The following is a 6,651-nucleotide window of genomic DNA, read 5'->3' as shown; positions in this document are numbered from 1 at the left end:
GCCGCAGGTGGGTTAAAATCAGACGCGCCGTAGGTTTGGCCGTTGTTGTAAAACGCGTAACCAAACCAAGCAAACGGAACACGACCGGTAAACAAGCCGCTACCTCCACGTAAAATAACGCTCTGGTCGCCGTTTATATCATAGTTAAATGATACACGCGGGTTAAACTCAACGTTGTTTAAATAGTTTTGGGTAATGTCTTTAGGTTTGGTGTAGGTAAAGGTATTACCGTAGTTTGGATCAACCGGGGCATTTGTTGTTTTATCGCTTAAGGGCTGTTTGTTGGGTACACCAGCATAATCGATACGTAAGGCCGCGGTTAATTTAAATTTATCTGATAGCTGTATCTCGTCCTGGCCATAAAAGCTAAGCAGGTTAACTTTAAACTGTGCCGATGGGTTAGCCAAAATGTAGTCGCGTGTGTTGTTCGTATAATTATAATTGGCACGGATACGTGATGGGTTATCGGCTAAGAAATCGGCAACGCTTTTGAAGGCATCACGGCCATTCCAGGCGTTAACAAAGTTGTAAGTAATGTCGTAAAACTCGTTGTGTGTACCAAATGTAAAGGTGTGTTTACCTTTTGTCCAGGTAAGGTTATCTGTAAATTCCGCTGTTTTTTGGTGCATATCAAAAATAGCGGCCTCGCGGTCGGTACCAACAAATATGGTTGTGCCCGGTGTTTTACCTGTTATTTCAATTTGAGGCAAAGCGGGGTTTGAATTTGGATCGCGGTAATCGTGTACGTTTGAGTAACCCAGTACCAGGCTATTGTTCACATTGTTAGATAATCTCGATTTTAACTCGGCAACGGTTGATGTTGAGTTATTGTGCGACGTATAATCGATACCGCCAAAACGGAAGTTTTGTTGATCGCGCTCCAGGTTTGTAGCTGTTGAGCTAATGGTGTTGTTGCGGATGGTTAATTGGTTGTTATCGTTGATATTCCAATCTAAACGGTTAAAAAACTTGTTGGAGTTAGAGTAAATAGAAGTATTATTATAAGTACCTGCATCAAAACCCGCGTCCGCAAACTTTTTAGAAATATCCTGCGCATCTTTTAAAGACAGGATCTGATCTGCGCCGGGTGTACCTGCACCGCGGATAACAGGATCCTGCCTGCGGGCGATCTCTTCGTTAGTGAAGAAAAATAATTTGTTTTTGATGATGGGTAAACCTAAACGGATACCTGTTTGATAATCATGAAAAGTATTTGGCAATTTTGAGCCATCGCCACCGGCAGCCAGAGGCGCGTTGTTTGGCCCTACTAAAAAAGCGCCACGACCATAACCATAAATAGCACCGGTAAAATCATTTGTACCACTACGGGTTACCGCGTTTATACTACCGCCCAATACGTTCCCAATTTTAATATCATATGGAGCAACCAAAACCTGTATATCCTGTATGGCATCTAACGATACGGGGCTTGTACGCGTACTGCTGCCTACCTGGCCCGATGCATTGTTTTGCCCGCCCAAAGAAGGGCTAAAGCCAATTGCATCGTTATTTATGGCACCATCAAGCGTTACGTTGTTATAACGATAGTTGGTTCCCTGGAAAGAGTTGTTATTACTTTGTGGTGTGGCACGGGTAAGATCCTGCAGGCTGCGGTTTATGGATGGCATGTTGCGGATCTGAGCCTGACTTATGCGTGTACTTGCACCTGTTTTGGTACCGCCCGCATTGCCAACAATCCTTACCTCTTTTAGCGCTGTTGTTTCGTCGGTTAAAATAAAGTTGTAGGTAGCGCTACCTAATGATAAGGTAACATCGGTATGTTCATCTTTTTTGTAACCCACAAAAGTGGCGCTTAAAGTATAAGGGCCGCCGGGGTTTATATTGGGGATGGTATAGCGGCCATCGGCATTGGTTTGCGAGCCGTAGCGCGTACCTGTGCTGTTATTTAATACAGACACGGTTACGCCCGGCATAGTAACGCCTTTGGCATCCACAACCTTACCGCTTATAACGGTAGTTGTGATCTGCGCTTTAGCCGCGACTGTTACCAGCAGGGTTAAAATAATCAGGTAAATCTTTTTCATTTTGAAGGATTTTATTTTCCTTCAAAAGTGCCTTGGCCGTGTTAAGCACCTGTTAAGCAAGAATTAGAATGGGATTAGAATGAGGCTTAATATGTTAATTTAATGTTACGTCATTACTAATTATAAAACAAAAAAAGAGCGGCTATCCTAATGGACAGCCGCTCTTTTTTATGTTATTAAATATTGTAATTATTATCTATTCCAAGATACCCAAGTAGCTTTTGTCCAGTCGCTTGCAGGGTCAATAGCACCTAAGAAAGCAACTTTTGTAAAGAAGGCATCATTGATAGAGCCTTCAAATTTAGCACCTGCTAAAGCTGGTGAACCAGTTTTAGGTAAAAGGTTAGGTGAAGCGTTGTTGAAAGGATCAGTTAAACCAATTGCAGCAGCATCAGTAAATGACTGGCTACCATCGCGGGTTTCAACTAAAGCTTTTAAGCCGGCTGCATCTAATACAGTTGCATCAGTTAATTTATCAACTTTGTAGTTTGCACCAAAAGATGCCAGCAAAGTGTTTTTAACACCGCTGATACCTGTTTTGTAGTAACCTGCAGTAACATCGTTATCAATTACGATACCTGCTTTTTGGCCGCCCATTACCACTGAATTGGCAAGGATGAACTTAGCACCTCTTCTGAAACGTGCATTGTTACCGTAATCAGCTGATGTACCGGCAGCATTATTAGGGCCGATAGCAGTGAAGTTAGACATTAAAGGGAAAGTGTTTGGGGTTAACATGTAACCTTTAGCATCGGTAGTATTATCAAACTCAAAGTTATTTGAAATATCGCCGCTTGTACCTTTATTATCAGTAAACGCAGGATCTTTAACCGATACAGCGAATTGAATTTTACCATGGAATCCATCGTCAAAATCATAATCATCATCAGCGCAATTGTATGCGATAAGATATTTTGCATTGAACGCGCCACCGAAGAATTCAAAGGCATCATCCAAACCACGCACAATCTGAATGTGATCAACCACGGTACCGCTACCTACAGTATACATACTTAAACCATTAACCTCGTCGCCGGGGTTAACCGCTTTACCTGCATATTCGATACGTACGTATTGTAACACACCCGAATTATCAGCATCGTTAGTACCACCAAAAGCCTGGTGATCGCCGTCAACACCACCTTCAAGTACCGCGTGGTTACCGTTGCCTGTAGCTAAACCAACTACAACCACACCACCAAAATCGCCCGGTTTTTTCTCAGTTTCGTTTGAAGTGAAAACAATAGGCTTATCAGCTGTACCCGCTGCACTTATTTTGCTGCCTTTGTAAATAATAAGTACACCAGACGAATCTTTGTTACTTACTATTTTAGTACCTGCATCGATAGTTAAAGTAGCATTGTTATCAACATAAACATAGCCACGCAAACGGTAAACTTTGTCAGCTGTCCAATGGGTATCTTTTGTGATTTTGCCCCTAACATCAACATTGCCACCCGTAACAGGAGGTTTTGTATCTGGAGGAAGAGGAGTTGGGCCATTTGACTTTGAGCATGATGATGCAAAAGCCATCAAGCCAACGATACCGAGTAAATAAATGTGTTTTTTCATGTGTTCTATTTCTGTCTTAGTTTATTTGGTAAATATCCCCCGGCCATGTTAAGTTAACTTAAAGCCGTCGTGATGATAACATTATGTTTATATCACCCGGGTGTTAACAAATTATTATTTGAAGCTGTATTTAAATGACAGGTTGGTTGTAAAGCCATTAAACCTGTTTTGAATAATTTTATCGGTAGCCGCGCTGTAAGCAATTTTATTCACGTCGCCAATATTGTAGTATAGCGCGTTGGTTTGAGCCAGTATATCCGAAAGGGTAAGCTTCAGTTCGCCACCTTTAAACAGGCGTTTACTCACCTGGAAATCGATCACATCACGTGGTTTTTCGTAGATATCGGTGTGTGGATCAACACCACGGAACCTTAGGCGCTCGCCAATACGGTTATACAGTACGTTAAATGTAAAACTTCCGCTTTCGGGTGCATAAAATAAGCCCGAATTGATCAGGTATGGCGATTGCCCCTGTAGAGGTGTTTTTGCTTCTTCCCTATTCCTAAATTTAACCTTTGCATTTATGTATGATGCATTTACGTAGAATGTTAAGTTTTTGAAAAGACCATTCTCACTGATAAAGTTTAATTTCTTCCTTAACTCTACTTCGGCGCCAAAGTCTTCGGCACTTACCGCGTTATCGTACGATAACACATCATTATCAAGGTTAACCTGTTCTATAGGGTTTGTAAATTTTTTGTAGAATGCCGATACGGATATAATTTCGCCGCTCGATGGGAAGATCTCGTAACGCAAATCGGCATTTGAGATGGTGCTTCGTACCAGGTTTTTATTACCGCTTATGTTAAAGTTATTTTGATAATCGAAGTACCTAAAGTCGGCAAGCTCTCTAAACTCGGGCCTGTTAACTGATTTATAGAATGAGGCACGAAGATTTGATTTCTCAGTTAATGCGTACGATAAGTTAGCCGAAGGCAATATATCTGTGTTCACGTAGTTTTGCACGGCTTTGCCGGTAGCCGCTAACTTTTGTTCGTAACGTTCTACCCTTGCACCCCAAACCAGGTGAAGTTTATCGCTAAATTTATTATCGAGCATTAAATAACCCGAGTTTAAATTAGATGTGCCAACATAATCTGTTGATTGAAGATCGATCCTTGAAAATGCAAGATTGTTGTTAGCAATGCTTTGAGGACTAAAAACGTTCTCAATGGTAGTACCATTAGCCAAGTCTATTCGTTTACCATTACCCACTATATCAACATAACCTAATGCATCGATACTGAAATCGCGGTCACGATAGGTGTATAAACCACCGACTTTAATTTTTTGCGGCTGATTCAACCATTTAAACGGATAGGTAACGTTTACTTTCCCGCTGTAGATGTTTTCGTTAAGGTTAGAGTATACGCGGCCAAGTATGTTCGACAGCGGGCTGTTTTCGCTTGGTAAAGATAGATACTCGCCACCATCGGGGTTAGAAAATATGGTAACGATGCGCTGATCCGGCTGTTTTCTGTATGATAAACCATATGAACCGGCCCAATCAACAATTATCTTTCTTTCGCCAAGGGTGTGCTGCCCTTCTAATACAGAGCTTAACACACCATTTTGGGTTACCTCATTCGAAAAACCGCGGTAGTGGGTAGGTTCGCTATCGTCGCCACCTCTTACCAGTGCATTACTTGTTTGCTCGTAATCCTTACTAAAATCGTTGTTGAACAGGTTACGGAAAACCAATTTGGTTCTACCGGTAGTATATCCAAGGCTAAATAAACCACCCAGGGTTTTAGTGCTCGAAAAAATATTCCTGTCAAAACTATACAGCGGCAATTGATCTGGTGCCGATACGTTGTATTGCGTACGGTTACCAGTGCTCTCTTTATAACCAGTGCTATAGTTTAAGGCAAAGTTGTAGCCTAAACGACCCTCATTTTTTAACACTTTAGAATTACCCGTAACAAACTGAAAGTTAATGTTAGGTATAGTTGTAATTGTTTTTGAACCAAATGTATTAGGGAACTGCTGAGCGATGGCTATTTTTTGGTTATTTGTAGTACCCGAGGTGTAAATAGCCTTATTATCTGCATATACCGGAGGTAATTTCCTTGAATCATCGCTAAAGCCTAAAAAGTCATATTTACCATTTGGCTGTGCGTCAATAAAATCATTTTTAAATGTAGCCTTAGAGTTATAGCCTATACTTAAGGTAGTTTCCATAAATTTACTATCAGGGATATCCTTAGTAATGGTGTTTATAGCTCCGCCTGCAAAATCACCCGGCAGATCGGGCGTTGCGGTTTTATAAACTACAATATTATCAATAAGGCTGGCAGGTATAATATCGTATGAGAATGCTTTTTTATCAGGCTCGGAACTTGGCAGTACCGAACCATTCAGCAAGTTGTTATTGTATCTTTCGGCCAAACCGCGTATAACTACAAATTTGCCATCCTGCACGCTGGTACCGCCTATACGTTTTAAAACGTCGCCGGTATTACGATCGGGCGAGCGGCGAATGATATCGGAAGATATACCGTCAGATACCTGTATGCTATTTTTTTGGCGGGCATATAATGCACCTACCGATGCTTGCCTGTAAGTAGCTTTTATCACAACCTCATTCAAGGCTTGTGATTGGGCCTGGCCCAAGGTAACATCAAGTGGAGTATTGGCACCTGCTTTTACTTCAATATCTGATACGGTTTTGCTTTGATAGCCTATATATCTTATTAATATAGTGTATTTGCCCGGCGCAAGTCCGCTTAATACATAATGGCCATCCACATCGGTAGCTGAGGCTTTTGTAGTGCCTTCTATGTTAACAGTGGCACCAATTAAAGTTTCGCTATTTTTTTGGTCTATTACCTTACCTGAGATACGGCCTGTGGTTTGTGCAAATAAATTGCCCGCAGTTAGGGTTAAAACGAATAGTACGGTAATTGCTGATATTACTTTTTTCACGTGTATTAATTTAATACCGCAAAACTATTACCACTATGTTAGTTGAATGTTACTAATGCATTACCATAACAGCCACTTAATATTAAGCTATTGTTAATCAACCGCCCAA

Annotated in this window: 3 protein-coding genes; all 3 read right to left on the bottom strand. The window is 41.3% G+C overall.

Annotated elements, in window-relative coordinates:
• The coding region (locus tag JWQ85_RS21505; protein ID WP_299471674.1) for a TonB-dependent receptor at window positions 1-2,045 on the bottom strand (2,045 nt) is incomplete at its 3' end.
• A 192-nt stretch (window positions 2,046-2,237) separates the two neighbouring features.
• Complete coding sequence (locus JWQ85_RS21500) at window positions 2,238-3,617, bottom strand: hypothetical protein (protein ID WP_299471672.1); 1,380 nt, start codon at window positions 3,615-3,617, stop codon at window positions 2,238-2,240.
• Window positions 3,618-3,731: 114 nt separating this feature from the next.
• Window positions 3,732-6,542 carry a TonB-dependent receptor gene (locus tag JWQ85_RS21495; protein ID WP_299471670.1) on the bottom strand — a complete coding sequence of 937 codons (2,811 nt, stop codon included), beginning with the start codon at window positions 6,540-6,542 and terminating at the stop codon, window positions 3,732-3,734.
• Window positions 6,543-6,651 lie beyond the last annotated feature (109 nt).

The sequence above is a fragment of the Mucilaginibacter sp. genome, assembly GCF_028288105.1.
Taxonomy (GTDB): Bacteria; Bacteroidota; Bacteroidia; order Sphingobacteriales; family Sphingobacteriaceae; genus Mucilaginibacter.
Note: the sequence above shows the minus strand (reverse complement) of the source record. Positions and strands in the feature narration are given on the sequence as shown.

Excerpts from the sequence above, each read along its gene's own strand:
- JWQ85_RS21500 (WP_299471672.1), bottom strand. The coding sequence starts at position 3,617 with ATGAAAAAACACATTTATTTACTCGGTATCGTTGGCTTGATGGCTTTT.